Source organism: Streptomyces sp. NPDC048560 (genome assembly GCF_040650955.1).
Taxonomy (GTDB): domain Bacteria; phylum Actinomycetota; class Actinomycetes; order Streptomycetales; family Streptomycetaceae; genus Streptomyces.
Map to the genome: position 1 here is coordinate 61,207 of NZ_JBEZIJ010000002.1, position 22,477 is coordinate 83,683.

General features: G+C 71.9%; 21 protein-coding genes. 6 read left to right on the forward strand and 15 right to left on the reverse strand.

Annotated elements, in window-relative coordinates:
* Positions 1-29: 29 nt before the first annotated feature.
* On the reverse strand, positions 30-1,352 hold the full coding sequence (locus AB0C82_RS07020) for a protein kinase (protein ID WP_362837178.1): 1,323 nt from the start codon (positions 1,350-1,352) through the stop codon (positions 30-32).
* Positions 1,353-1,781: 429 nt separating this feature from the next.
* Positions 1,782-2,195: a (2Fe-2S) ferredoxin domain-containing protein gene (locus AB0C82_RS07025; RefSeq protein WP_362837180.1), complete on the reverse strand. Its 414-nt coding sequence runs from the start codon at positions 2,193-2,195 to the stop codon at positions 1,782-1,784.
* A gap of 335 nt (positions 2,196-2,530) precedes the next feature.
* Between AB0C82_RS07025 and AB0C82_RS07030 the strand changes: the two genes are divergently transcribed.
* A complete protein-coding gene (locus AB0C82_RS07030) occupies positions 2,531-3,115 on the forward strand; it encodes a TMEM165/GDT1 family protein (protein WP_362837182.1) in 585 nt (194 codons plus the stop codon).
* 11 nt (positions 3,116-3,126) lie between these two features.
* Here AB0C82_RS07030 and AB0C82_RS07035 read toward each other — a convergent pair whose 3' ends face one another.
* From AB0C82_RS07035 to AB0C82_RS07045, 3 genes are all read right to left on the reverse strand, one after another.
* Positions 3,127-3,645, reverse strand: a complete 519-nt coding sequence (locus AB0C82_RS07035; protein WP_362837184.1) for a methylated-DNA--[protein]-cysteine S-methyltransferase — start codon at positions 3,643-3,645, stop codon at positions 3,127-3,129.
* Positions 3,646-3,656: 11 nt separating this feature from the next.
* A complete protein-coding gene (locus AB0C82_RS07040) occupies positions 3,657-5,129 on the reverse strand; it encodes an AlkA N-terminal domain-containing protein (protein ID WP_362837186.1) in 1,473 nt (490 codons plus the stop codon).
* Positions 5,130-5,220: 91 nt separating this feature from the next.
* The gene (locus AB0C82_RS07045; RefSeq protein ID WP_362837188.1) at positions 5,221-5,613 is read right to left on the reverse strand and encodes a hypothetical protein; all 393 of its coding nucleotides are present in this window, start codon (positions 5,611-5,613) and stop codon (positions 5,221-5,223) included.
* Between the two features lie 64 nt (positions 5,614-5,677).
* Here AB0C82_RS07045 and AB0C82_RS07050 point away from each other — a divergent pair, with 64 nt between their 5' ends.
* Complete coding sequence (locus AB0C82_RS07050) at positions 5,678-5,893, forward strand: hypothetical protein (RefSeq protein ID WP_362837190.1); 216 nt, start codon at positions 5,678-5,680, stop codon at positions 5,891-5,893.
* Between the two features lie 20 nt (positions 5,894-5,913).
* Here the strand turns inward: AB0C82_RS07050 and AB0C82_RS07055 are convergent, their stop codons facing one another.
* From AB0C82_RS07055 to AB0C82_RS07090, 8 genes are all read right to left on the reverse strand, one after another.
* Complete coding sequence (locus tag AB0C82_RS07055; RefSeq protein ID WP_362837192.1) at positions 5,914-7,329, reverse strand: NAD(P)/FAD-dependent oxidoreductase; 1,416 nt, start codon at positions 7,327-7,329, stop codon at positions 5,914-5,916.
* 109 nt (positions 7,330-7,438) lie between these two features.
* On the reverse strand, positions 7,439-8,302 hold the full coding sequence (locus AB0C82_RS07060; RefSeq protein WP_362837194.1) for an inositol monophosphatase family protein: 864 nt from the start codon (positions 8,300-8,302) through the stop codon (positions 7,439-7,441).
* A gap of 45 nt (positions 8,303-8,347) precedes the next feature.
* The gene (locus AB0C82_RS07065; protein WP_362837196.1) at positions 8,348-10,189 is read right to left on the reverse strand and encodes a gamma-glutamyltransferase; all 1,842 of its coding nucleotides are present in this window, start codon (positions 10,187-10,189) and stop codon (positions 8,348-8,350) included.
* Positions 10,190-10,257: 68 nt separating this feature from the next.
* Positions 10,258-11,214, reverse strand: coding sequence for an oligopeptide/dipeptide ABC transporter ATP-binding protein (locus tag AB0C82_RS07070; RefSeq protein WP_362838349.1), 957 nt, complete (start codon positions 11,212-11,214; stop codon positions 10,258-10,260).
* An 83-nt stretch (positions 11,215-11,297) separates the two neighbouring features.
* The gene (locus tag AB0C82_RS07075; RefSeq protein ID WP_362837198.1) at positions 11,298-12,458 is read right to left on the reverse strand and encodes an ABC transporter ATP-binding protein; all 1,161 of its coding nucleotides are present in this window, start codon (positions 12,456-12,458) and stop codon (positions 11,298-11,300) included.
* Complete coding sequence (locus AB0C82_RS07080) at positions 12,455-13,267, reverse strand: ABC transporter permease (RefSeq protein WP_362838352.1); 813 nt, start codon at positions 13,265-13,267, stop codon at positions 12,455-12,457. The genes AB0C82_RS07075 and AB0C82_RS07080 overlap by 4 nt, the downstream gene beginning before the upstream one ends.
* Before the next feature lie 74 nt (positions 13,268-13,341).
* Positions 13,342-14,295: an ABC transporter permease gene (locus AB0C82_RS07085; RefSeq protein WP_362837200.1), complete on the reverse strand. Its 954-nt coding sequence runs from the start codon at positions 14,293-14,295 to the stop codon at positions 13,342-13,344.
* The gene (locus tag AB0C82_RS07090) at positions 14,292-15,875 is read right to left on the reverse strand and encodes an ABC transporter substrate-binding protein (protein ID WP_362837202.1); all 1,584 of its coding nucleotides are present in this window, start codon (positions 15,873-15,875) and stop codon (positions 14,292-14,294) included. Before AB0C82_RS07090 ends, AB0C82_RS07085 begins: the two co-directional genes overlap by 4 nt.
* 295 nt (positions 15,876-16,170) lie before the next feature.
* Here AB0C82_RS07090 and AB0C82_RS07095 point away from each other — a divergent pair, with 295 nt between their 5' ends.
* Complete coding sequence (locus AB0C82_RS07095; RefSeq protein WP_362837204.1) at positions 16,171-16,695, forward strand: GNAT family protein; 525 nt, start codon at positions 16,171-16,173, stop codon at positions 16,693-16,695.
* A gap of 48 nt (positions 16,696-16,743) precedes the next feature.
* Positions 16,744-17,121 carry a VOC family protein gene (locus AB0C82_RS07100; RefSeq protein WP_362837206.1) on the forward strand — a complete coding sequence of 126 codons (378 nt, stop codon included), beginning with the start codon at positions 16,744-16,746 and terminating at the stop codon, positions 17,119-17,121.
* Between the two features lie 26 nt (positions 17,122-17,147).
* On the opposite strand, the gene AB0C82_RS07105 is transcribed toward AB0C82_RS07100, so the two are convergent.
* Positions 17,148-17,873 carry a response regulator transcription factor gene (locus tag AB0C82_RS07105; protein WP_362837208.1) on the reverse strand — a complete coding sequence of 242 codons (726 nt, stop codon included), beginning with the start codon at positions 17,871-17,873 and terminating at the stop codon, positions 17,148-17,150.
* Positions 17,870-19,147, reverse strand: a complete 1,278-nt coding sequence (locus tag AB0C82_RS07110) for a histidine kinase (protein ID WP_362838355.1) — start codon at positions 19,145-19,147, stop codon at positions 17,870-17,872. Before AB0C82_RS07110 ends, AB0C82_RS07105 begins: the two co-directional genes overlap by 4 nt.
* A 216-nt stretch (positions 19,148-19,363) precedes the next feature.
* Here AB0C82_RS07110 and AB0C82_RS07115 point away from each other — a divergent pair, with 216 nt between their 5' ends.
* Positions 19,364-20,071 (forward strand): ABC transporter ATP-binding protein, encoded by a 708-nt coding sequence (locus tag AB0C82_RS07115; protein ID WP_362837210.1) that lies wholly within the window; start codon positions 19,364-19,366, stop codon positions 20,069-20,071.
* Positions 20,068-22,410, forward strand: coding sequence for an FtsX-like permease family protein (locus tag AB0C82_RS07120; protein WP_362837212.1), 2,343 nt, complete (start codon positions 20,068-20,070; stop codon positions 22,408-22,410). The genes AB0C82_RS07115 and AB0C82_RS07120 overlap by 4 nt, the downstream gene beginning before the upstream one ends.
* The last annotated feature ends 67 nt before the right edge of the window (positions 22,411-22,477 follow it).

Here is a 22,477-nt window from a genome sequence, read left to right on the forward strand (position 1 = left end):
ATCGTGTACTACGGACGATACGGGTGGCGTCAGAACGCGGCACCGGCCGCGTAGGCGGTGCGGAGCTGGGCCGCGGTGCGGCGGGCCTGAGCGGAGTGGCGGATCGGGGGACGCGTAGAGGCCGGACGGGCGGGGCTCCTGCCGGGGCCGGTGCGCACAGGTGGTGCGGTTGGATCGTCGTCGAGCGTGGGGGCCAGCTGTGGCACAGGGGCGGGCTCGTCAGTAGGACCGGCGCCAGGAGCCTCGGGCACAGTGACGGTCGGAGCGAGGTGGAAATCTGGATTGGAGGACGGTGCGGAGGGCGCAGGAGATGCGGGGGGAGCGACGGCAGCCTTCCCGGTAGGGAGGTGCGCGATCCCGGCACCCGGGTCGGCTGGCTCCATGATGTGCGCCGGAGATTGCACTTCAGGCTGTTGCGCTGGAGCCGGAGGCCAGACGACGGTAGGGGTCGGCAGTACGGGGTTGTGCAGGCCGCTCCGTGAGGTCTGTGCAGTCAGCCGGCGTCGGGCCTGGGCCATGTTGAGACCGCTCGCCTCGATCAGCGCCCGGAACCGGGCGACAACCTGAGCGAGCGAGGGACGCTCGGCCGGGTCCTGCGCGAGCATTTCGGAGATCAGCGGAGACAGCTCGGCGGGAAGACCGGACACGTCGGGGTCGGTATCCGGGTCCGTGATCATGTGGAACATGGCGAACACGTGCGACGCGTCGTACGGGTAATGCCCGGTCGCCGCGAAGAGCAGAACCGAACCGAGTGCGTACACGTCTACCGCGCCGGTCAGCGGTTTGACGCCGGCTGCCTGCTCCGGGGCCATGCAGGCGGGGGTGCCCACCACTTGGTGCGGGGCTGTGAGCGAGGCGTTGGACTCGGTGAAGGCGGCAAGACCGAAATCGATGATCTTGGGGCCGTTGGGGCCGAGGAGAATGTTCGCGGGCTTGAGGTCGCGGTGGAGCAGACCCTGCTGGTGAACCGTGGCCAGGCCCTCGGCCAGGATCGCGCCGAGGGAGGCGGTGAGCAGCGGGCTCAGCGGACCGTCCTCGGCGCAGTGCCGACTCAGGTCCGGTCCGGCGATGTACTCCGTGGCCAGCCAAGGCTGCTCGGCCTCCGGGTCCGCTCCCAGGAAAGCGGCGTTGCGGGTGCCCCAGATCGTCTTGAGGACCTCGATCTCCTGGGCGAACCTGAGCCGGGACTCGGTGTCCACCACACTCGGTTTGATCACCTTCACCGCGGCCGGTTCACCACTCGGCGACTCGCCCAGGAACACCTGGCCCATTCCGCCCTGGCCGATCCGGCCGAGCAGGTCGAAGTCTCCGAGCGAGGTGGGGTCCTCGGGGCTGAGCGGAGTGATCTGCACGGTTGGTCCTTGGTCCTTGGTCCTGAAGGGCCTGGCCCGGGGGCTGGGATCCGGCGGCGGGGCGGCGCTGGGACGCCCCAGTCGGGCTGAGCTGCGGCGGCAACGGGTGCCACTACCGTAATAGACAGGATGGTCGCAGGTCAGGCGTACCGCGATCAGCGGTTGAGACACAGGCCGTGAGCCACTTGGCAGAGGCAGCGGCATCCAGCACCGATCCCCGCGAGCTACTGCACTCGGTCGGCGACCTGGTGGTGCTACTAATCATCCTGAGCCTTGGCCTGTACGGCGGCTGTCGACACCGCGGGGGCGGGCCACAGCGGCGCCCGCCGGAGCGGTGGCGGCGCGGGCGGACGTGTCGCGGGCGGAGGCTGCGGACAGCCGCCCGGCCGGGCGCGACACCGTCGCCGTTCGCTCCGGTGGGCTGACGGTTCAGCGGCCGGGGCGCTCCAGCTCCGCCTGTACGCGGCGCGAGGGCTGGAACACGTACAGGTCGAGGATGTCGGGGGCGTCCACGAGGCCGGGGCCGCCGTCGGCGACCCAGGTCGCGATGTCGGCCACCGCGTCAGGATCGTTGACCAGGCCGAGCCAGACCGGCCGGCCGCCCGCCCTGCGGCCCTCGGCGGAGGGCTGTACGACGATGACGTTGCCTTGCTCGCACGCGTCCAGGCACTCCACGGCACGCACCGTGGCGGTTGCGCCGGCCGTCTCCTTCAGCCGGCGCAGCTGCCCGGCGTGGTCGACGCCGGGGATCTTCTCCGTGCCGCAGCAACAGCCCCTGCAGACGCTGACGGTGGGGCGGGGCGTGCCCGGTCCGGGCGGGGCCTTACGGGTGCGGCGGCTCATACGGGGACACTTCCGGTCGCAGCGCGGATGATCACCGTGGGACCTTACCCAGCCCGCCCCCGCATCGAACAGCTGATCACCTCCGCCCGCGGATCGGGTATCGTTGACGGCTGCGAAGGGGAGTAGCCCCGCAAACCGGTCGTCGACACACTGGAGCCCTCGGGTTCCCGGTGGCCGGGCTCGTAGATCCTTACGGGCGGGCGAGACCTTCGGTCAGGTATGACACGCCCGCGCCCTGCGGGCGCTGACGTCATGCCGGGCCGAGTGGTCCTCCGAGAGCCCGACTGGCGCTTCGCGAAGATCCGGGGCCCGGCTCCTACAGAAAGCCACCCGGTATGCATCTCGACCCCCTGGCGATCCTCACCGCCTTCGGGCTGATCTTCCTCGCGGAGCTCCCCGACAAGACGATGTTCGCCTCGCTGGCCATGGGCACCCGTATGCGCCCGCTCTATGTCTGGTTCGGTACGTCCTCCGCGTTCGTCGTGCACGTCGCCATCGCCGTCGGCGCGGGCGGTCTGATCGGGCTGCTGCCCGACTGGACGGTCAAGCTGGTCTCGGCCCTGCTCTTCGCGTTCGGCGCGTTCATGCTGCTGCGCAACGGGGGCGACGACGGGGACGAGGCGGACGAGGTCAAGACCGTGACGGGCTTCTGGCCGGTGTACTCGACCGCCTTCATGGCCGTCTTCATCAGCGAGTGGGGCGACCTCACCCAGATCACCACCGCCAACCTCGCCGCGAGCAACGGCGCCTGGTCCACCGCCATCGGTTCGGCCGCCGCGCTGATGTCCGTCTCGGCGCTGGCGCTCCTGGCCGGCCGCTTCATCGCCAAGCGCGTTCCGCTGAAGACGGTGCAGCGCATCGGCGGTGTCTGCATGGCGGGGCTCGCGATCTGGTCGGCCGTGGAGATCTTCACCGGCTGAGCCTGCGGTGGTCAGAAGAGGGCGGGGACCTCGGCCTCCGTACCGTTCTCGAAGGCCAGCAGCCGCTGCTTGCGGTCGAGGCCGCCGCCGTATCCGGTGAGGCTGCCGGACGCTCCGATGACGCGGTGGCACGGGACGATGATCCCGATGGGGTTCCTGCCGTTGGCGAGGCCCACGGCGCGGGAGGCGCTGGGGTTGCCGAGCAGGCCGGCCAGTTCGCCGTAGGAACGGGTCTCGCCGTACGGGATACGGGTGAGCTCGGCCCAGACGCTGCGCTGGAACGGGGTCCCGGCCAGGTGCATCGGCAGGTCGAAGGCGCGCAGCTCGCCCGCGAAGTAGGCGTCCAGCTGCTCGACGACCGGCCGGAAGGGGCCAGGATCGGGCTCGCCGAAGGTCTCCTCCGGCGGGCGGTGACGCTGGCCGGCCATGTACAGGCCGGCCAGGACACCGTCCGTGGCGACGAGGGTGAGCGGTCCGTAGGGGCTGTCGACGACCGTGTGCCGTCTTGTCGCGGAGCGTGTCGCTGTCATGGGTGGCGTCCTCACACGGGCAGGTGGTTGATGGGGTGGTCGTCGACGGTCCACAGGTACTGCACGGCGTACGCCCGCCAGGGCCGCCACCGCGTCGCGCGCGCGGTGAGCGCGGCGGGGGTCGCCGGGAGTCCGAGCTGTTGCGCGGACCGTCTGATGCCGAGGTCGGTGGGCAGGAAGGCGTCCGGGTCGCCGAGCGCCCGCATGGCGATCACCTCGACGGTCCACGGCCCGAAGCCGGGCAGTGCGGTCAGCTCGGCTCGGGCCTGTTCCCAGTCGGTGTCCGTGCCCAGCCGCAGTGAGCCGTCGGCGAGGGCCGAGACGAGGGTGGTGAGCGTGGTGCGCCTGGTACGCGGCAGGGCGAGCGCCTCCGGGTCGAGGCCGGCGAGGGCCTGCGGGGTGGGGAAGAGGTGGGTGAGTCCGCCCTCGGGGTCGTCGACGGGCGTCCCGTGGGCGGTGACGAGCCGGGCGGCGTGCGTGCGGGCCGCCGCCGTCGACACCTGCTGGCCGAGCACGGCCCGTACGGCGAACTCCGCGCCGTCGACGGTACGGGGCACCCGGCGTCCCGGGGCCTTGTCGACGAGCGGGGCGAGCAGCGGATCGGAGCGCAGCTGTTCGTCGACGGCGACCGGGTCGGCGTCCAGGTCGAGCAGCCACCGGCAGCGGCTGATCGCCTGGGTGAGGTCGCGCGGGTCGGTGAGCATGAGCCGGCAGGCGATGTGGTCGGGGCGGGGGGCCAGGGAGACGATGCCGTGTCCGTGCGGGAGGGTGAGCGTGCGGCGGTAGGCGCCGTCGCGCCACTCCTCGACGCCGGGGACCGCGGTGGCGGCGAGGTGGCCGAAGAGGTTGCTGGGGTTGAGGGGGGCGCGGTACGGGAGGCGCAGCGCGATGACCCCGGGTGTCGTGGGAGTTCCGGCCCCCCGGGCGGCGCGGGCCCGCAGTTCGCCGGGGGCGAGCGCGAAGACCTCGCGGACGGTGTCGTTGAAGGTGCGGATCGAGGAGAACCCGGCGGCGAACGCCACTTCCGCCATGGGTAGCTGGGTGGTCTCGATGAGCAGTCTGGCCGTCTGGGCGCGCTGGGAGCGGGCCAGTGCAAGCGGTCCCGCACCGAGTTCGGCGAGCAGCTGTCGCTCGATCTGCCGGGCGGAGTAGCCGAGGCGTGCCGCGAGGCCCGGCACCCCCTCCCGGTCGACGACTCCGTCGGCGATGAGACGCATGGCGCGGGCGACCGAGTCGGCGCGGGCGTTCCATTCCGGGGAGCCCGGGCTGGTGTCGGGACGACACCGCTTGCAGGCCCTGAATCCGGCCTGCTGACAGGCGGCGGCGCTGGGCAGGAAGGTCATGTTCTCGACCTTGGGCGGCACGACGGGGCAGCTGGGACGGCAGTAGATCCGGGTGGTCAGGACCGCCGTGAAGAACCATCCGTCGAAGCGGGCGTCCTTGGACCGGACAGCCCGTACGCAGCGCTCGGTGTCGGTGTGCATGGTTCAAGGATGGGGCACGCGGAGGCGCGGCGGCTGGCGGAAATCCGACATCAGCCTTCGTCTGCCAGGCAGCCGCGGAAACGCCACCGGATCACACCGGAACCGGAACGTAGACCGGCCACCAGGCGGGAATGCCGTCCGGGCAGGAGGGCGACGGGTAGTCCATGCCTCCGACCGCGGACGTGACGAACCAGAGCAGCCACAGGTTCGCCGCGACGGCGCAGATCGTGGCGGCCGTACGCCCGAACCGCCCCACGGCTCCGTGGACGACTGTCCACACCACGGCCGTCAGCAGCCAGACGACGGGCAGCAGGAAGATCAGGACCATGGAATTCGCGGAGGAGTTGACTCCCACGTCGCAGGAACTCCACATGGCCCCGATGAGGAGGACACTCCCCGCCGCGGTGGGAATCCCCGACACCGCGCCCATGCGGAACCCGGTGGACCAGTGACCGCCGGAAGCGCGGTCCGTCCCTGTGCTCATCAGCCCTCTCCCCCGTTCCCGTCCCAGGCCGTGGCGTCCATGGTGACGTACACGCGGGCAGCGTGTGACGTGCGGGCGGCTCGCCCCCGCGGAGGCGGGCGAGGAGTCGGTGTCGTGGGTGATGGACTGTGTCGCCGACGGTGCGCGGATCCCGATGCGCCTCACGGCCGTGCGTGAGGGCAGCACTCTCGCGGTGTTCTTCGCGCTGCACCTCACGGACCCGGGCAAGGCGGAGCTGCCGGAGGGCATCTGCACCGCGCAGACGGCCGAGCTGGCCTGACCCCGGGCTCCGCGCCGGGCTCAGCCCTTCCTCAGGCGTCGCCAGACCGCCTTCGCCGCGTGGTGGCCCGACATGCCGTGCACCCCGGGCCCGGGAGGGGTTGCCGAGGAGCAGAGGAAGACCGCCGGGTGCGCGGTGGCGTACGGCACGCGGGCCAGTTTGGGGCGGATCAGGGTCTGGAGGCCGGCGAAGGCTCCGCAGGCGATGTCACCGCCCACGTAGTTGGCGTTGCGGGCGGCCAGTTCCGGCGGTCCCGCGACGGCGCGTGCGAGGACCAGGTCGCGGAAGCCGGGTGCGAAGCGTTCGATCTGGCGCTCGATCACCTCGGTCGCGTCGCCCGTCCAGCCCGCCGGGACATGCCCGTACACCCAGAAGACATGGCGGCCCTCGGGCGCCCTGGACGGGTCGGTGAGGGTCGGCTGAGCGGTGATCAGGAACGGGACGCTCGGGTCACGGCCGTCGACAGCGGCGCGCAGGGCGCTGTCGATCTCACCCTCCGTCGGCCCGACATGGACGGTCCCGGCACGCCGGGCGTCCTTCGCGGTCCACGGCACGGGGCCGGACAGCGCGTAATCGATCTTGAAGGTGGAGGCTCCGTACCGGTAGCCGCGGTACGCGTTGCCGAGCCCCGCGATGCGGGCGAGGGCGGTCGGCGAGGTGTCGAATACGTAGGCGCGGGCGGGCGGCAGCTCGTCCAGGCGCTTGACCTCGGTACCGGTGCGGATGGTGCCGCCCAGTTCCCTGAGGTACGAGGCGAGGGCGTCGGAGATGGCCTGCGAACCGCCGCGCGGCACCGGCCAGCCGTTCTCGTGGGCGGCCAGCGCGAAGACGAGGGCGATGGCGCCGGTGGCGAAACCGCTGGTGGGAGCGATGGCGTGGGCGGCGAGCCCGGCGAGGAGTCCACGCGCCCTGGGGCCCCGGAAGCGCCGCGCGATCCAGCTGGCCGGCTGCAGGCCGACCAGGCCGAAGCGGGCGAGGCGGTACGGGTCCCGGGGCAGCCCGTCCCACGGCGTGCGCAGGAAGTCGGCGGCCAGGGTGTCCCAGTCCCCCAGGTGCGGCGTGACGAGACGGCGGTAGGCGCCCGCGTCCCGCGGCCCGAGCGACATCGCGCTCTCCCCCACCGACTGCGTGAGCACGGCGGCGGAGCCGTCCGGGAACGGGTGGGCGAGGGACAGTTCGGGCTGGAGCCATTCGAGGCCGTGGCGGCCCAGCGGCATGTTCCGGAACGCGGGTGACCCTATGCCGAGCGGATGGACGGCCGAGCACGGGTCGTGGCGGAAGCCCGGGAGGGTGAGCTCTTCGGTACGGGCCCCGCCGCCGATGGTGTCCTGAGCCTCGAACACTTCCACGGAGAAGCCCCGGCGGGCCAACTCGGCTGCGGCGGTGAGTCCGTTGGGCCCCGCCCCCACGACGACTGCATCGAGCATCGACGACACCTTGGGACTCCTTTGTCAGCCGGCGGCCAGGACACACAGGATATTCGGGGCCGTCGCCGGCGCGGCCGGGGGTGTCCGTCCGCCGGACCGCACGACGGTGCCGGGCCGGTCAGACGCCGGTGCGGAGCGCGGCGAGGATGCGGTCCTTCGTGGCCTCGTCGCGGGCTGCCGTGAACGGCAGGTCGTTGCCGCCGGTGATCCGGAAGTCGGCGCCGGAGAGGGTGGCCTGCGCGCCGCCCGCCTCGGTGACCAGGAGCAGGCCCGCCGCGTGGTCCCAGGCGAACTCCCAGTTGAACGCAACCGCGTCCTGGGCGCCGCAGGCGACGGCGAGGTACTCGAGTCCGGCGGAACCGCAGGCGCGGGCGTCGATGCCCTCGGTGCGCAGCCCGAGCAGGGCGCGCTTCTGCGCGTCGGAGGTGAAGTCGGGGTGGGACATCGCCACCTTCAGGACGGCGCCGGGCGCGGGCGAGCCCGCGTTCAGCGGCTTGCCGTTGAGGGTGGCGCCCCGGCCGCGTACCGCGATCGCCATCTCGTCCATCGCGGCGGCGTATGTCCACGAGGCGAGGACCTGCCCGTGGTGGGCGAGGGCCACCAGGGTGCAGAAGCCGGGTTCGCCGTGGACGAACTGCCGGGTGCCGTCGACCGGGTCGACGATCCATACGGGGGCTTCGCCGCCGAGTGCGTCGTACACCCGCGGGTCCGCGTGGACCGCTTCCTCGCCGACGACGACCGAGCCGGGGAGCAGCCGGGTCAGGGACTCGGTCAGGTGCTCCTCGGCGAGGCGGTCGGCCGTGGTGACCAGGTCGTGCGGGCCGCTCTTCTCGATGATGTCGTGGGTGGCGAGCTGCCGGTAGCGCGGCATGATCTCGGCGGCGGCCGCTGCGCGGACCGCCGCCTCGACCTGGCTCAGGTGCCCGGCGTTCCCGGCGTTCCCGGCGGTCTCGGCCTTCTCAGCCAGAAAGTCATCGATCATGCCTCCAGCTAAGCACGGTCGGCGGGGGATGCGTCGGGCGGGCGGTCAGCGGCCGACCGCGTACCCCTGCATACCGCGCGGGTTGGCGGCCGCGGACAGGACTCCGGTCCGCGGGTCCCGGGCGACGGCGCACATCCGGCCCTCTGACCACGGGTCGCCGACCGTGACCTCGTGGCCCCGGCGGCGCAGCCCCTCGACGGTCTCCGGGTCCATGCCCTCCTCCACGGTGACGCTGCCGGGCCGCATCCCGCGCGGGAAGAAGGAACCGGGGAAGCTGTCGTTGTGCCAGTTCGGCGCGTCGATGGCGCCCTGGAGGTCGAGGCCGCCCCGGACCTCGGCGCGCAGCGCCACGGCCAGGAAGAAGTGCAGCTGCCACTGGTCCTGCTGGTCGCCGCCTGGCGTACCGAACGCCATCACGGGGACGCCGTCGCGCAGGGCGAGGGACGGGGTGAGCGTGGTGCGGGGGCGGCGGCCGGGGGTGAGGGAGTTGGGCAGTCCCTCGTCGAGCCAGGCCATCTGGAGGCGGGTGCCGAGCGGGAAGCCCAGCTCGGGAACGACCGGGTTGGACTGGAGCCAGCCACCGCTGGGGGTGGCGGAGACCATGTTGCCCCAGCGGTCGACGACGTCGACGTGGCACGTGTCGCCCCGGGTCGCTCCGTCGGCGGAAACGTTGGGCTCACCGGCGGCCGCGCCGTCCTTCGCGACTGTCGGCTCTCCCGCTCCGGCCACCGGGATGCCCATGGCGTCGAAGCCGGCCTCGCCCGAGGCGACGGCGTGGGCGTGCTCGCTGAGAACAGGCGTGCGCCCGTCGGGGCTGCCGGGGCGCAGCTCGTGCGAGGCCTTGTCGGTGACGAGGGCGCGGCGCTCGGCGTTGTACGGCTCGGAGAGCAGGGTGTCCAGGGGGACGTCGGCGGCGTCGCCGTACCAGGCCTCCCGGTCGGCCATGGCGAGCTTGCAGCCCTCGATGAGCAGGTGCACGTACTCGGCGGAGCCGTACGCGGGCAGCTCGTCGGGGAGCAGGGCGAGCTGCTGGAGGAACGCGGGGCCCTGGCTCCAGCCGCCGGCCTTGGCCAGCGTCCAGCCGTTCCAGTCGTACGTGGCGGGGGCCTCGTAGGAGGCGGACCAGCCGGCGAGGTCGGCGGCGGTGAGGGTGCCGGTGTGGTGCGTGCCGCTGGTGTCCATGGTGGGGACGGCGGCCTGGCGGACCATTGCCTCGGCGATGAAGCCCTCCCGCCAGACGGCCCGGGCGGCGTCGATCTGCGCGACGCGGTCCTCGCCGCCGGTCTCGACGGCCTCGGCTATGAGGCGGCGCCAGGTGGCGGCCAGGGCGGGGTTGCGGAACAGCTCACCCGGCAGGGGCGAGACGCCGCCGGGGAGGTAGACCTCGGCGGAGGAAGGCCATTCGGTCTCGAAGAGGGAGCGGACGGTCTCGACGGTCTGGCCGACCCGCTCGACGGGTGCGTGACCGTCCTCGGCGTACCCGATCGCGTACCGCAGGACCTCCTCGACCGTCTTGGTGCCGTGGTCGCGCAGCAGGAGCATCCACGCGTCGAACGCGCCGGGGACGGCCGCGGCAAGGGGCCCCGTGCCGGGGACGAGGTCCAGGCCGAGGGAGCGGTAGTGGGCGACGGTGGCGCCCGCGGGGGCGGGGCCCTGTCCGCACAGCACCCGCACGTCGCCGTCCTTGGGCGCCAGGATGACCGGGACCTCACCGGCCGGTCCGTTGAGGTGCGGCTCGACGACGTGGAGGACGAATCCGGCGGCGACCGCCGCGTCGAAGGCGTTGCCGCCGTCCTCCAGGACGGCCATCGCGGACTGCGAGGCGAGCCAGTGGGTGGAGGACACCATGCCGAAGGTGCCCTGGAGGGTCGGCCGGGTGGTGAACACGGATACGGCTCCTAGTTGTGCTGGTGGTCTGTGCGGATCGTAAGGCGGTCGTCGCCGGGGACGCCGGGTCAGCCCGCCGCGTCGGGCGCCGTGCCGTCGTCCGTCACGAGGTGACAGGAGACCTGCCGGCCGCCCGGGATCTCACGCAGTGCGGGGACCTCGGTGCGGCAGCGCTCGGTGGCGAGCGGGCATCGGGTGTGGAAGCGGCAGCCCGGCGGGGGGTCGAGGGGACTGGGCAGTTCGCCGTGCAGCACGATGCGCCGCCGGGACCGCTGCTCGACCGGGTCGGGAACGGGCGCGGCCGAGAGCAGCGCCTGGGTGTACGGGTGCTTGGGCGCGGCGAACAGCTGTGCTGTGGGGGCCTGTTCGACGATCTGGCCGAGATACATCACGGCGATCCGGTCGGCGAGGAATTCGACGGCGGCCAGGTCGTGGGTGATGAACAGACAGCCGAAACCGCGGTCGCGCTGGAGGTCGGCGAGGAGGTTGAGGACGGCTGCCTGGACGGAGACGTCGAGGGCCGAGGTCGGTTCGTCGGCGACGACCAGATCGGGGTCGCAGGAGAGTGCGCGGGCGATGGAGATGCGCTGGCGCTGCCCGCCCGAGAGCTCGTGCGGGAGCCGGTCGGCGTGCTCGGGGCGCAGGCCGACCTGACCGAGGAGCTTCTCGACCCGGGCCCGTACCTCCGCGCCGCGTGCCTGCCGGTTCAGCCTGATCGGCTCGGCGATGATCTGCCCGATGGTCATGCGCGGGTCGAGGGAGGAGGACGGGTCCTGGAAGACCAGGTGGAAGTCCTTGCGCAGGGGGCGCAGGGCGCGGCGGGAGAGGTGCGTGATGTCGGTGCCGTTGATGCGGACGGTGCCGCCGGTGGGTTCGTCGAGGCGGACGGCGCAGCGGCCGACGGTCGTCTTGCCGCTGCCGGACTCGCCGACGAGCCCGACGACCTCGCCGCGCCCGACGGTGATCGACACCCCGTCGACGGCGCGCACGGCGGCTCCCCCGGAGGCCGCGAAGTGCCTTTCCATGGAGGTGATTTCGAGGACGGGCGGCAGCCCTTCGGCCGCGTCCTGATCGCTCGCGCGCGGTGCGGGGACAGTCAGTGTGCTGGTCACTTTCCGGCCTCCTGGTCGGTTCGCGCGGGAGCGACGGATTCGTCCGCACGGTCGGAGCGGTCGGCACCGTCGGCTCCGTCCGCACGGTCGGATGGGTCCGTGCGGTCGGCTGCGTCCGCACGGCCGGCTTCCTCCGCTCCGTACGGGTGCCAGCAGGCGGCCCGGTGCGCGGCGTCGGTGCCGGACTGCCGGTCGACGGCCTTGAAGCCGGGGCGGCTGCCGGTGCAGGTGTCGTCGGCGCGGGCGCAGCGGGGAGCGAAGGTGCAGGCGTCGGGCTGGCTGTCGAGGCTCGGCACCAGGCCCGGGATCTCCGGCAGTCGCCGTTTCCCCTCGCCGCCCGGGCGCAGTACGGCGCCGAGCAGACCGCGGGTGTACGGGTGCCTGCCGTGACCGAACAGGTCGTGGACCGGGGCCTGTTCGACGGGGCGGCCCGCGTACATCACGAGCACCCTGTCGGCGGCGTCGGCGACCACGCCGAGGTCGTGGGTGACCAGGACGATGGCGGTACCGAGCCGTTCGCGGAGCTCCTGGAGCACTTCGAGGATGCCCGCCTGCACCGTCACGTCGAGGGCCGTCGTCGGTTCGTCGGCGATCAGAACGGCGGGGTCGCAGGCCACGGCGATGGCGATCATCACGCGCTGGCGCATACCGCCGGACAGCTGGTGCGGGTACTCCTCGATACGGCGCGCGGGGGCCGGGATACCGACGAGCGAGAGGAGTTCCACGGCGCGCGCCCTGGCCTCCTTCCTGCTCAGCCCCTGGTGCCTGCGCAGCACCTCGCCGATCTGCCGGCCGATGGTGAGGACCGGGTTCAGCGAGGTCATCGGCTCCTGGAAGATCATCGCGATGTCCTTGCCGCGGACCTTCTGGAGCTCCTTCTCGGGTGCGCCGACGAGTTCGCGGCCCTTGAGTGTGATGGACCCGCCGACGCGGGCGGCCGGGGGGAGCAGTCCCATGACGGCCATCGAGGTGACGGACTTGCCGCATCCCGACTCCCCCACCACGGCGAGCACTTCGCGCGGTGCCAGGTCGAAGGAGACGCCGTCGACGGCGTGCACGGTGCGGCTGTCGGAGCGGAAGGACACCGACAGATCGCGCACGCTGAGGACCGGTTCGCGTACCGGGTCCCGTACGGGTTCGAGAAGGGTCTCGGTCATCGGGTGCCTCCGCGGGGGTCGAGGACGTCACGCAGCCCGTCGCCGAGCAGGTTGAAGGCCAGCGTCGCGGCGACGATCGCCAGGCCGGGGAAGACGGCCATCCAGGGTGCGGGCGCCAGGAAGGACTGGGCCCCGGAGAGCATCACGCCGAGGGACGGGTCCGGTGGCTGGACCCCGAGGCCGAGGAAGCTGAGGAGCGCCTCGCCGATGATCGCGGCGGGGATGCCCACGGTCGCCTGGACGATCAGCGCGGAGGTGGCGTTGGGCAGGATGTGCCGGAAGAGCAGGGTGCCGTCGCCGCCCCCGTTGGCTATCGCCGCGGCGACGTAGTCCGCGTGCCGCAGCCGAAGGGTCTCGGCACGGGTGATGCGGATGACGGCGGGGATCTGCGAGATGCCGATAGCGATGGTCGCGTTGGTGAGCGAGGGGCCGAGGATCGCGGCGAGTCCGACGGCGAGCACCAGGAACGGGAAGGCGAGCATGGTGTCGGTGAGCCGTGAGACGGCGCTGTCCGCGATCTTGCCGTAGTAACCGCCGATCAGACCCAGCGGTACGCCGACGAGGAAGGCAAGCACGACGGCGACGAGGCCGACCTGCATGGAGGCCCGTGCCCCGTAGACGATCCGGGAGAGCTGGTCGCGGCCGAGATCGTCGGTGCCGAGCCAGTGCGCCCAGCCCGGTTCCGCCAGCACGTTCCCGAAGTCCGGCTGGGCCGGGTCGTACGGTGCGAGCAGCGGGGCGAACAGGGCCGCGAGGACGAAGACGGCGGCGATGACGCCACCGGTGAGGGCGAGCCGGTTCCTGCGCAGGGCGCGGAGCTTTCCGCCGCCCTTGCGCCGTGGGGTGACGGCGGGCTTGCCGGGGAGGGATGTGGTCGCTGTGGTCACCGGGCACCTCCGAGCCGGATGCGCGGGTCGATGACCGAATAGACCACGTCGACCAGCAGGTTGATGAGGATGTACGCGGCGGAGGTGCAGAGCACCACGGCCTGGAGCGTGGCGTAGTCACGGGTGAATACCGCGTCGATCGTGAGCTTCCCGAAGCCGGGCAGGACGAAGATCTGTTCGGTGACGACGGCGCCCGAGATCAGGTGGCCGAGCTGGAGACCGAGGACGGTCACCACCGTGACGAGCGAGTTGCGGAGTGCGTGTCCGCCGATGACGGACCCCCGCGAGAGGCCCTTGGCGCGGGCCGTGCGGACGTAGTCGGCGGAGAGCGAGTCGAGCATCGCCGCCCGCGTCTGGCGCATCACGACGGCGGCCAGTCCGGAACCGAGGACGATCGCGGGGAGCACCATGCGGCGCAGGTTGTCCACGGGGTCGGTGCCGAAGGGGACGTAACCGGATGCGGCGAACACCGGTACGGCGATGGCGAATCCGAGTACCAGGACGATGCCGAGCCAGAAGGTCGGGATGGAGAGGCCGATCAGCGCGATGGCGTTGGCGAGCCACTCCTCGGGCCTGCCGCGCCGTACGGCTGCCACGACACCGGCGCCGATGCCGACGACGACCGCGAGGAGCAGGGAGAGCGCGGCGAGTTCGAGGGTGACGGGGAGTGCCTGGGCGATGGCGTCGGCGACGGGGAGTCCGGTACGGGAGGAGGTGCCGAGGTCGCCGGTGAGGGCGTGCCCGATGAACCGTCCGTACTGCACGACGATGTTGTCGTCGAGGCCGTAGCTCTCGCGGATCGCCGCGAGCGACTCGGGGCTGCGTTCCTCACCGGCGAGGGCGAGCGCCGGGTCGCCGGGCAGGGCCCGGATTCCGGCGAAGACCACGATGCTGACGAGGAAGAGCGTGATGAGTGACTGGCGCAGACGCGTCAGCAGGTACGTCGTCATCGGGTGTACCCCGCAGCCGTGACCCGGACCAGTCCGTCGCCGTAGACGCGGATACCCGCGACGTCCTTGGTGGTGACGACGTAGTTCTTCTGCCGGTAGAGGTAGATCATCGCGTGTGCGTCCTGGACCCTGCGGGTCAGTTCGTCGTAGATGCCGGTGCGCCGGGCCGGGTCGGCGACGGTGCGGCCCTCGGCGATCAGCTTGTCGATGGCGGGGTCGCCGAGGCCGTACGCGTTCATGGCGCCCGCCGTCTTGAGGAAGTTGGAGACGTTGCCGTCGGGATCGAGGCGGCCGGACCAGCCGCTGGTGAAGATGTCGTACTCCCCGGCGTCGGTCTCGGCGAGCATGGTCGCGTACTCGGTGGGCCGCAGCGACAGTTCGAAGCCCGCCTCCTTGACCATGGCCTGGAGCACCTGGCCGACGCGCCCCTGCTCCGGGGTGGTGGAGGTCTTGAGCTCGATCTTCACCGGGGTCTTCACCCCTGCCTCCTTCAGCAGCTGCTTCGCCCTGGCGACATCCCGCTCGGGGCAGTCCTGCGGTCGCACACCGGGGGCGATGGCGGACTGCGGGGAGATCGGGCCGCAGGCCGGTTCGTACATGCCCTGGAAGACGACCTTGTTGATCAGATCTCGGTCGATGGCGAGCTCGAACGCCTCCCGGACCCGGACGTCCCGGCCGAGGGGGGTGTCGATCCTCCCCGGCGGCTGCCCGAGGCCCTTCACGTTGCCGACGTTGATGCCGATGCCCTGGTACCCGAGCGAGGGCGAGTTGAACAGCTGGAGCCCCGGTTCGGTGAGGGCGCTGCGTACGTCGACGGGGCCCATCTGGTCGCCGACCTGGAGGTCGCCGGAGCGCAGGTTGGCCAGGCGGACGTTGCCGTCGGGGATGGGCTTGTAGACGACTCCGTCGAGGTGGACCTTGTCGGCGTCGTAGTAGTGGGGGTCCTTCCTGAGGACGATCCGGTCGCCGCCCACGCGCTCGACGAAGGTGAAGGGGCCCACGCAGGAGGGGTGGTTGGTGAAGTTCTTGCCGTACTTCCTGAGCGCGGTCGGCGACATCACCATCCCGGCCCGGTCGGCCAGTACACCGGTGAGGGGTACGTAGGGGTGGTCGAGCTCCAGCCGCACGGTGTCCGGGCCGGTGGCCTCGGCGGTGCGGACGGGCGCCAGTTCGGTGCCGCGCGCCGATCCGGGGAGATCCCGGTGGCGCAGCAGCGACGTGACGACAGCGGCGGCGTCGAGTGCGGTGCCGTCGCTGAAGGTCAGCCCCTTCCGTATCCGCACCGTGACCGTGCGGCCGTCGGCCGAGGTGGTGGGGAGTGCGGCGGCGAGCTGCGGCACGACGGTGCCGTCCTCGTCGATGTCGTACAGCTTCTCGCACATGCCCGCGAAGACCGTGCGGCCCACGAGGGTCTGGGCGAGCGTGGGATCGAGCTTGTCAGGGTCGGAGTTGAGAGCAACGGTGAGCGTCCCGCCGTCGCGTACGGGCCGTTCATCGGACTTCCGCACACCTCCGACCTCGGTCGCCGAGGACTGCAGCGACGCGCAGCCCGAGGTGAGGGACACCAATGCAACTGCCACCAGGGCAACCGCTTTTCGGCGCACGAGGGCCTACCTCCCGCCAGGGGGTGATCAAGGAATATCGCAGACCGTATTTCGCATACAGTCCGCAGTGCAAGAGGGATGCTCACATAGCGGACAAGAATTTTGCGCGCGCCCGGATAACGGGCGGATTGGCCGTTTAGTCAGAGAATCGGGGACTGACGGGCTGCCGCACCGGCGTGCCGTAATCGGGTTGAGCGCGCGTCGGCGCGCGTGTTAGGACTGCCGGGGTCGCGAACGACGATCACACGGACGAACGGGGAGGCTGCCGGACATGGCGCTCGGAGAACTGGTGAGACTGCGGGCCATGGGACCGCCGGACGCCGAGGCCCTGTGGCGGTGGAACCACGACCCCGAGGTCATGCGCTGGATGGGCGACGGCTATCCGCAGCAGCCCGAACTGACGCGGAAGTGGCTGGAGGAGCGGCCCCGCAACGCGTACGGCGATCTGCTGCTCGGCATCGAGGTGCTGGAGAGCGGACAGCTCATCGGCCTGATCCGGCTGCGCGACGCCGAACCGGAGTCGGGAAGCGCCGAGCTGGACATCTACCTCGGCGAGAAGGAGTCCTGGGGCCACGGCTACGCCACCGACGCCCTGCGGACCGCCTGCCGCTACGGCTTCGACAAGATGCGCCTGCACCGCATCGCCCTGACGGTGGTCACCGAGAACGTGGCCGCCCACCACATCTACCGCAAGGTGGGCTTCGTGGAGGAGGGCACCCTGCGCCAGAGCTTCCGCCGCGACGGCCGGTGGTACGACGAGTTCACGATGGCGATGCTGGAGGGCGAGCTGCGCTAGACCTCTTCCTCCGCGTTCGTCCGGTCCTGTCTCCGTACACTGGCGGACATGGCATGTCGCATCAGTGAACTGGTCATCGACGCCGCCGACGCCGAGCGGCTCGCGGCGTTCTGGAGCGAGGTCCTCGGCTACGTGGAGCTCGGCCGGGAGGACGACGGAAGCATCGAGATCGGGCCGCCCGACGCCGGCTTCGGCGGCCCGCAGCCGACTCTCGTCATCAGTCCGAGCAGCGACCCGCGAACCGGGAAGCTCCGGCTCCACATCGATGTCAACCCGACCGACCGCGACCAGGACGCCGAGCTGGAGCGCCTGCTCGCTCTCGGCGCCACACCCGTCGACATCGGCCAGACCGGGAACTGGCACGTCCTCACCGACCCGGAAGGCAACGAGTTCTGCCTCCTGCACACCCGGCTCCAGCCCGTCTGACCTGCCGGCCCCCACCGGCCGCGCCCTCAGGTCTGCTCGGCGCTCTCGCGTAGGCCGACGCTGACCAGCCCTGTCTCGTAGGCGGCGATGACGGCCTGGACCCGGTCCCGGAGACCGAGCTTGGCGAGGATACGGGCGACGTGGGTCTTGACCGTCGCCTCGGCCAGGTGGAGGCGGCCGGCCAGTTCGGCGTTGCTCAGTCCTTGGGCCAGCAGGCCGAGGACCTCCAGTTCGCGCGGGGTGAGCGAGGCCAGGTCGCGGTGCCGGACAGCGGTGTCGCTGCCGGGCCGGGCGAACCTCTGGACGAGGCGGCGCGTGATGGCGGGCGCCAGGAGGGCGTCGCCGGTACGGACCGTGCGGACAGCCGCGGCCAGGTACTCGGGGGTGACGTCCTTGAGCAGGAAGCCGCTCGCCCCCGCTGCCAATGCCGCGTAGACGTACCGGTCCAGGTCGAAGGTGGTCAGCATGATGACGCGGGGTTCGCCGGGCGACGGGGTCGCCCCTGCCCCGACGGAGTCGACAGCCCCGGGACCGCCCAGGATGCGGCGGGTGGCTTCCAGGCCGTCCATCTCGGGCATCCGGATGTCCATCAGGACCACGTCGGGCCTGGTTCTGCGCACCGCTTCGACGGCTTCGGCCCCGTTCGTCGCCTCGGCGACGACGTCGATCCCCTCGGAACCGAGGATCATACGGAATCCGGTACGGACCAGTGTCTGGTCGTCGGCGAGGAGTACACGCAGCGGCTCGGTCACGGGGTCTCCAGGGGAATGAGTGCTTCCACACGGAAGCCGTCGGTCAGGCGCCGGCCGGTGTCCAGGTTCCCGCCGTAGACGGCGAGGCGCTCGCGCAGGCCGATCAGGCCCCGGCCGTTTCCGGCGGTCGCACCCGCGCCGGGGCGTCCACCGGTGTCGGTGACCTCCACCCGCAGCCGGTCCGGGCGGCACTCCACGGTCACGGCGGCGGTGGCCCCGGACGCGTGCTTCACCGTGTTGGTCAGGGCTTCCTGGACCACACGATAGGCGGCGAGTTCGACACCGGGCGGGAGAGGACCGAGCGGGCCGGTCACGGTCAGCTCTACCGGCAGGCCGGTGCCCCGGACCCGCTCGACCAGCGTTTCCAGCTGGCCCAGTCCGGGCTGCGGGGCCAGCTCCGCGGCCGGATCGGCCGTATCCCCACCCCCGTCCGTTCCCTCGCCGTCCATGGTGAGCAGCCCCATGACGTGGCGCAGCTCGGTCATGGCCGCCCGCCCGCCCGCCTCGACGGCGAGCAGCGCGTCGGCCGCCTGCTCGGGAGAGTTCTTCATGATCTTGCGGGCGGCGCCCGCCTGGATGACCATCACGCTGACGTTGTGTGTGACGACGTCGTGCAGTTCGCGGGCGATCCGGGCCCGCTCGTGCTCGACCGCCCGGCGCAGGGCCTCCGTCTGTTCCCGTTCCAGGGCGGAAAGACGGGCGCGGCTCTCGTCGGTCCGGAGTTTCCAGGTGCGCAGTCCGACGGCGGCCACCGCCATCGGAGCCAGGATCAGCAGCGTCACGTACTCGTTGGGGACGATCGGCTTCACCGAGTTCCCGGAGGTGGCCACCAGCAGGACCGCCACGGCCAGCGCCACCAGGGTCGCCACACGGTACGGGCTGAAGACGGCGGCGCTGTAGACGGCGATGACGAACGCGTAGAAGGTCAGCCGCGACACGTCGTACGGGGTGAGCAGCGTCGCCGCCGTGACGACGCACAGCACGGCGAGCGGGTAGCGGCGGCGCAGGACGAGGGCGGCCGAGGCGACGAGCGCGAGGGTCGCCATGAGGGCCAGGCCTTCGGGGCCGGTGGGCGGCACGTGCCGGAACACCCCCGGAGGGACCTGCTGCGTCGAGTTGTCGATGGCGTAGTGGAGGGTGGCGACGCCGACCACCAGCGCCAGGAGCACGTCGAAGTGCCGGGCGCTTCGGGTGGGCCGCGGAGGCGGGCCGACCGGGTGCCTGGCGTCGCGGATCACTCGCCGCAGCCTCTCCGGCGTCGTACGCGCTTTCATCACCGGCCCATTGTCGCCGCCACGCGTCAGGTCCGGATCCGTCCCGGTGGTCATTCCCTGCGCGGCGGATACATCAGCCGACTACGTCGCAGGGATGACGTTTGCGGGGCTCATCCCAGCGCGGTACCGCAATGGGTCCGGGCGGGCGACGCGGGCGGGCCGGGCCCGCTCCTAGCGTTCACGGAGCCGAAGCACGCCTACCCGAGGAGCCTGTCCATGACCATGCCGGTGATCGAACTATGCGGGGTGAGCCGCCGGTACGACGACGGCCCGCCCGCCTTGCACGAGGCGTCACTGACCGTGCGGCCCGGCGAGGCCGTGGCGGTCCTCGGCCCTTCCGGCAGTGGCAAGTCCACGCTGCTCAACCTGATCGCGGGCCTGGACCGGCCGGATACGGGGACCGTCACGGTCGACGGCGTGCGGGTGGATCAGCTGAGCGAGGCGGGATCGGCGCTCTACCGGCGGACCAGGATCGGCATGGTCTTCCAGTTCTTCAACCTGCTCGACGATCTGACCGTCGCCGACAACGTCGTCCTGCCCGCCCGGCTGGCGGGCACGGCACGGGGCGCAGCCGACCGCCGGGCGGCGGAACTCCTGGAGATCCTCGGCATCGGCCGGCACGCCCGCGCCTACCCGGGAAGACTGTCCGGCGGCGAGCGGCAGCGCGTGGCGGTGGCCCGGGCGCTGATGAACCGGCCACCGCTGCTCCTCGCCGACGAACCCACCGGTGCCCTGGACACGGCCGCCGGTCAGGACGTCAGCACACTGCTCAAGGAGCTCAACGCCGAGGGTCAGACCGTCGTGGTGGTCACCCACGACCTGGCCCTGGCCCGAGCCTGCACGCAACGTACCGTCCGGATCGCCGACGGCCGGATCACCGAGGACGTCCGGTCGCACACCGTCGCCCCGGAGGCCGTCCGATGAGTGCGCTCGGCAGGGTGGTGCGCTCGGGAGTGGGACGCCGCCGGGTGCAGACGCTGGTGATCGGGCTCGCCACGATGATCGCGGTGGCCGCCTCGATCCTCGGTGGATCGCTGCTCGTGGTCTCCGGCGCGCCCTTCGACGACGCCTTCGCCAGGCAGCACGGCGCGCATCTGTCCGTCCTGTTCGACGCGGGCGGAGTGACTGCCGCTCAGCTCGCGGCGTCCAAGGACACCGAGGGGGTGAGCAGCGCCGCCGGGCCGTTCCGTACGGCGACGGTCACACCGAGGGCGGACGGCACACCCGGGTGGCCGATGACCGTGGTGGGGCGCGGCGATCCCGGCAGAGGTGTGGACGAGGTGGCACTTCTCGAAGGGCGGTGGCCCGCGCGCCCCGGCGAGATCGTGCTGTCCGCCGGATCCGCGCCCTTCCCGGTCATGGGCATGAGCATCGCCTTCCCCGGGCTGCCCGGTGAACCGACGTTGACGGTGGTCGGTCTGGCGAGTTCGGTCACGCGGACCGCCGACGCCTGGGTGGTGCCTTCCCAGATGCCGGCGCTCACCGCGCCCGGCAGCGGCGGCCACCAGATGCTCTACCGCTTCACCGCCGCCGATACCGCCGCGCACGTCGCGGCGGGCCGCAAGGCCGTGACGGAAGCTCTGCCTCCGCGAGCGGCGGCCGGCGAACAGTCCTGGCTCACCGTCAGGAAGGACGCCGAGCGTGACACCGCCCTCTACGTCCCGTTCCTCGTCGCGTTCGGAGCCCTCGGCCTGGTCATGTCGGTACTCGTCGTCGGCAACATCGTCGCGTCGGCCGTCGGTACGGGAACGCGCCGCATCGGCATCCTCAAGGCGCTCGGTCTCACTCCGGCACAGGTCGTACGGGCCTACGTCGGCCAGGCACTGATCCCGGCCGCGGTGGGCACGGCCGTCGGTGTCCTCGTCGGCCACCTGCTGGCCGTCCCCGTGATGGCCGAGACGGAGGAGGTCTACGGCAGCTCCTCGCTGACCATCGCCCCCTGGGTCGACCTGGTGGTGATCGCCGGGGTGCTCGGCCTGGTGGCGGCGACCGCGTGGGTGAGTGCCTGGCGGGCCGGACGGCTCCGTACGGTCGATGCGCTCGCCGTCGGGCGTACCGCATCGGCGGGGCGCGGCCGGTGGGCGGCCCGCCTGGCCGGACGGCTCCCCCTGCCGCAGCCGGTCGCCCTGGGCCTGGTCCGGCCCTTCGCGCAGCCCGCCCGCGCGCTGGCCATGGGAACGGCGGTCCTGTTCGGTGCCGTCGCCATCACGTTCACCGTGGGGATGGTCGCCACCCTCGGCGAGGTGATGAAGGCCAAGGCCCACGACGTCGCCGATGTCGTCGTGCCCCCTCCCCCGCCGGACTTCGGACCCCGGGGCCCGGAGTCCGGGAAGCCCGCGGCAGATCCCGTCGCGGTCGCCGCGGCCGTCGAGGCGGTCTCGGGAACCGGGAAGTACTACAGAGCCGCGACGGTCCGGGCGACCGTGTCCGGACTGACGGGCGTCATCGACGTGACGGCCTTCACCGGCGACGCCTCCTGGGGCGGGTACACGATGGTGTCGGGCCGCTGGATCGACGGACCAGGCGAGGCCGTCGTACCGACCCCTTTCCTCGCCGCCACCGGCGCCCGGCTCGGCGACAGCGTGATCCTCAAGGGCCTGGCAGGCCCGGTCACCGTGCGGATCGTCGGCGAGGTCCTGGACCCTCGCAACGACGGCATGCAGGTATTCACCGACGTCTCGACCCTGGCGGCCGCGCATCCCGACCTGACGGAGACGAGCCATCACATCGCGGTCACTTCAGGCACCGACGTCACCGCCTACGTCGACGCGCTGAACAAGGACCTGGCAGCGCTGGGGGCCACCGCTCAGGCCGGCGGGCTCGACGCCGGAGGCGACATGGTCGTCACGCTCAACGCGCTGTCCGTGATGCTCACAATGCTGCTCGTCGCCGTCGCCGCGCTCGGCGTGTTCAACGGCGTACTGCTCGACACGCGTGAGCGTGTCCGGGAGATCGGCGTCCACAAGGCGCTCGGCATGACGCCCCGGCAGACCATCGCGATGGTCCTCACCTCCGTCGCCGTGACGGGACTGGCCGCGGGCGCGCTGGGCGTGCCGCTGGGCGTGGCCCTGCACGGCTGGGTCCTCCCCGCGATGGGCGACAGCGTGGGACTTCGCCTTCCCGATTCCGTCATCGCCGTGTACCACGCGGCCGAACTGCTGCCACTGGCTCTCGGCGGTCTGCTCATCGCCGTCCTGGGCGCACTCCTGCCGGCGGGCTGGGCCGCCAGGTCCCGGACCGCCGCCTCCCTGCGCACCGAATAGGAGGCCGGTGTCCGGGACCGCGCCTCCGGCCCCCACCTCCGCGAACGGGCCGGGGGCCGGACTGCGT

What these genes read in the sequence shown, in the direction of transcription:
- AB0C82_RS07040 (WP_362837186.1), bottom strand. Translation starts at nt 5,129, where the DNA reads ATGCACACCGACACCGAGCGCTGCGTACGGGCTGTCCGGTCCAAGGAC.
- AB0C82_RS07075 (WP_362837198.1), bottom strand. Translation starts at nt 12,458, where the DNA reads ATGACCGAGACCCTTCTCGAACCCGTACGGGACCCGGTACGCGAACCG.
- AB0C82_RS07025 (WP_362837180.1), bottom strand. Translation starts at nt 2,195, where the DNA reads ATGAGCCGCCGCACCCGTAAGGCCCCGCCCGGACCGGGCACGCCCCGC.
- AB0C82_RS07095 (WP_362837204.1), top strand. Translation starts at nt 16,171, where the DNA reads ATGGCGCTCGGAGAACTGGTGAGACTGCGGGCCATGGGACCGCCGGAC.
- AB0C82_RS07120 (WP_362837212.1), top strand. Translation starts at nt 20,068, where the DNA reads ATGAGTGCGCTCGGCAGGGTGGTGCGCTCGGGAGTGGGACGCCGCCGG.
- AB0C82_RS07045 (WP_362837188.1), bottom strand. Translation starts at nt 5,613, where the DNA reads ATGAGCACAGGGACGGACCGCGCTTCCGGCGGTCACTGGTCCACCGGG.
- AB0C82_RS07030 (WP_362837182.1), top strand. Translation starts at nt 2,531, where the DNA reads ATGCATCTCGACCCCCTGGCGATCCTCACCGCCTTCGGGCTGATCTTC.
- AB0C82_RS07100 (WP_362837206.1), top strand. Translation starts at nt 16,744, where the DNA reads ATGGCATGTCGCATCAGTGAACTGGTCATCGACGCCGCCGACGCCGAG.
- AB0C82_RS07060 (WP_362837194.1), bottom strand. Translation starts at nt 8,302, where the DNA reads ATGATCGATGACTTTCTGGCTGAGAAGGCCGAGACCGCCGGGAACGCC.
- AB0C82_RS07110 (WP_362838355.1), bottom strand. Translation starts at nt 19,147, where the DNA reads ATGAAAGCGCGTACGACGCCGGAGAGGCTGCGGCGAGTGATCCGCGAC.
- AB0C82_RS07035 (WP_362837184.1), bottom strand. Translation starts at nt 3,645, where the DNA reads ATGACAGCGACACGCTCCGCGACAAGACGGCACACGGTCGTCGACAGC.
- AB0C82_RS07085 (WP_362837200.1), bottom strand. Translation starts at nt 14,295, where the DNA reads ATGACGACGTACCTGCTGACGCGTCTGCGCCAGTCACTCATCACGCTC.
- AB0C82_RS07115 (WP_362837210.1), top strand. Translation starts at nt 19,364, where the DNA reads ATGACCATGCCGGTGATCGAACTATGCGGGGTGAGCCGCCGGTACGAC.
- AB0C82_RS07070 (WP_362838349.1), bottom strand. Translation starts at nt 11,214, where the DNA reads ATGGAAAGGCACTTCGCGGCCTCCGGGGGAGCCGCCGTGCGCGCCGTC.